The 2,512-nt window shown below is 46.9% G+C and carries 3 protein-coding genes; all 3 read left to right on the top strand.

The window, feature by feature from the left end; all coding sequences use genetic code 11:
• Positions 1 to 16 precede the first annotated feature (16 nt).
• The 3 genes from minC (at position 17) to minE (ending at position 2,375) form a co-directional block, all read left to right on the top strand.
• Entirely contained in the window at positions 17 to 832 is an 816-nt protein-coding gene (gene minC, locus C7B77_RS28050) for a septum site-determining protein MinC (RefSeq protein ID WP_342761380.1), read from the top strand.
• A 200-nt stretch (positions 833 to 1,032) separates the two neighbouring features.
• Entirely contained in the window at positions 1,033 to 1,833 is an 801-nt protein-coding gene (minD, locus tag C7B77_RS28055; protein WP_106312818.1) for a septum site-determining protein MinD, read from the top strand.
• Positions 1,834 to 2,063: 230 nt separating this feature from the next.
• A complete protein-coding gene (minE, locus tag C7B77_RS28060; protein WP_106312821.1) occupies positions 2,064 to 2,375 on the top strand; it encodes a cell division topological specificity factor MinE in 312 nt (103 codons plus the stop codon).
• The last annotated feature ends 137 nt before the right edge of the window (positions 2,376 to 2,512 follow it).

Below are 2,512 nucleotides of genomic sequence, written 5' to 3' on the forward strand. Positions count from 1 at the left end.
CTCCTCTACTTTGTCGATCTTAAATACTCAGGGAAAAGCAGATCCCGAGCCAGTCAAACCAGCAGAACAACCTAAATTACAAATTCGACTCAAAAATGAAGATGGAGTGGTGAAGTTAATTTTGCCTACAGTAGCAGAAACATCTGCTGCGGCTAGTTGGAGCGACTTATGGGAGCAGTTGCAACAACGACTTCAAGCTGGCAAAAGATTTTGGCAACCATTATCAGTAGTCCATTTGATCGCTCAAGATCGATTGCTAGATGCCAGACAGTTACAAAGCATCAGCGATGCTCTTACCGATGTCGCACTCCAACTCCAACTCGTCGAGACTAGTCGTCGCCAAACTGCCGTAGCTGCTGCGACAGCAGGCTATTGTGTAACGCAGCAATCGACTATCGCTCCATTATTCCCACAATCGACCGAAGATGCGCCACCATTAATTGCCGATCCACTCTATTTACAAATGACAGTAAGATCGGGAATAGATATCCGCCACCAAGGCACCGTAATTATTATGGGCGATGTCAACCCTGGCGGTGAAATTTATGCGGCAGGCGATATTATCGTGTGGGGCAGGCTAAGAGGGATCGCCCACGCTGGTTATCCCAACAATCCTCAATGCTTGATTATGGCACTCCAAATGGAGCCAACTCAGTTGAGAATAGCCGATCGAGTCGCACGCGCACCAGAAACCCCACCACCACAATTCGATCCAGAGGTTGCATACGTTACACCTCAAGGCATTCGGATCGCTCGGGCGATCGATATCAAAACGACTCCATATCTGCGCGAACTAGCTCTACCAGGATCGAAACGATCTGAGGATCTCTAATTCTCACCAATTTTTCCGACCCGATGCAGTGCGATGAGCGTGCTGGCGATCCTCGATGTTGGGAGCCAAGACTTTATCGCCAAGGGTTTTCATCCAGCGAGTGCTGGATGCACCCGCTATCAAAATCACCTAAAATACACGAGCGTAAACAATAATCGGATTTTTATAATCGATCGTTACTAATTCATAATTTATAATTCATGACGCGTATTATTGTAGTTACTTCCGGCAAAGGCGGAGTGGGTAAAACCACCGTGACAGCCAACTTAGGCATGACGCTAGCTAAGATGGGGCATCGAGTTGCTCTCGTCGATGGCGACTTTGGGCTGCGAAATCTCGATCTATTATTAGGATTAGAAAATCGCGTGGTTTATACCGCAGTTGAAGTCCTCGCAGGCGAATGTCGTCTCGATCAAGCATTGGTCAGAGATAAACGTCAAACTGGATTGGTGTTGCTACCTGCGACCCAAAATCGCAAAGCAGAGATGATTACCCCCAATCACATGAAATGGATGATCGGCGAACTCGCGCCGCAGTTTGATTTCGTGTTGATCGATAGCCCTGCGGGCATTGAAATGGGCTTCAAAAATGCGATCGCTGCCGCTCAAGAAGCTTTAATTGTGACTACGCCCGAAATTTCTGCCGTCCGCGATGCCGATCGCGTCATTGGCTTGCTCGAAGCTAGTAATATCAGTCCCGCCAGACTGATCGTCAATCGGTTGCGCCCAGCCATGGTCGAAGCTAGTGAAATGATGTCTGTCGAAGATGTTAGCGAAATCCTTGCCGTGCAACTGATTGGGGTCGTACCCGAAGACGAACGAGTAATTACCTCTACCAATCGCGGCGAACCCCTCGTCTTGGAGAGTAATTCTAACTCTCGTGCCGCTCAAGCTTTTGATAATATCGCCCATCGCCTGTGCGGCGAAAAAACTCCCTATCTCGATTTAAATGTCGATCGAGATAATTTGTTCAACCGCTTACGTAAAATCTTCGCTAAATAGTAATATAGCTAAAACATGAGAGTAAGTTGTACCCCACCGAGCAGTTCGTCGAATCGATCGGACGAGATTTTATAGTAGTATTTATCATAATACAACTGGTAGGTAAAGACTATAAAACTCTGGGGTTGGGTCGGGAAGTTTGTCAGTAATTAATTGTCACCATGCTGTTCCCATCAACGATTTCATCATTTTAGGTGCTAATTCCTTCTATCGACCGCATCAATATGATTATGATTAATGAATTTTTAGAAATGTTATTTCCTCGGGTTAACGAACCGAGCAGAGACCATGTAAAACGGCGACTCCAATTGGTGATCGCTCACGATCGTACCGATCTGAGTCCCCAAACGGTCGATATGATGCGTCAAGAAATCCTAGAAGTGGTATCGCGCTACGTCGAAATTGACGCTCAAGGACTAGATTTTTCTCTAGAAAGCAATCAACGAGTAACTGCTTTAATTGCCAATCTCCCCATTCGTCGCGTCAAAGATGATGCCGAAGCATCGCCGCTGGGTTGGGCTGGGGATGAGCCAGCGAGTTAGGGGTTAGGCTTTAGGCTTTAGGGGTTAGGCTTTAGGCTTTAGGGGTTAGGCTTTAGGCTTTAGGCTTTAGGCTTTAGGCTTTAGGCTTTAGGTTTTAGGCTTTAGGGGAAGTGGACACTGGCATCCACCCATTACTC

Origin of the sequence: Chamaesiphon polymorphus CCALA 037 (genome assembly GCF_003003845.1) — a bacterium.
Taxonomy (GTDB): domain Bacteria; phylum Cyanobacteriota; class Cyanobacteriia; order Cyanobacteriales; family Chamaesiphonaceae; genus Chamaesiphon; species Chamaesiphon polymorphus.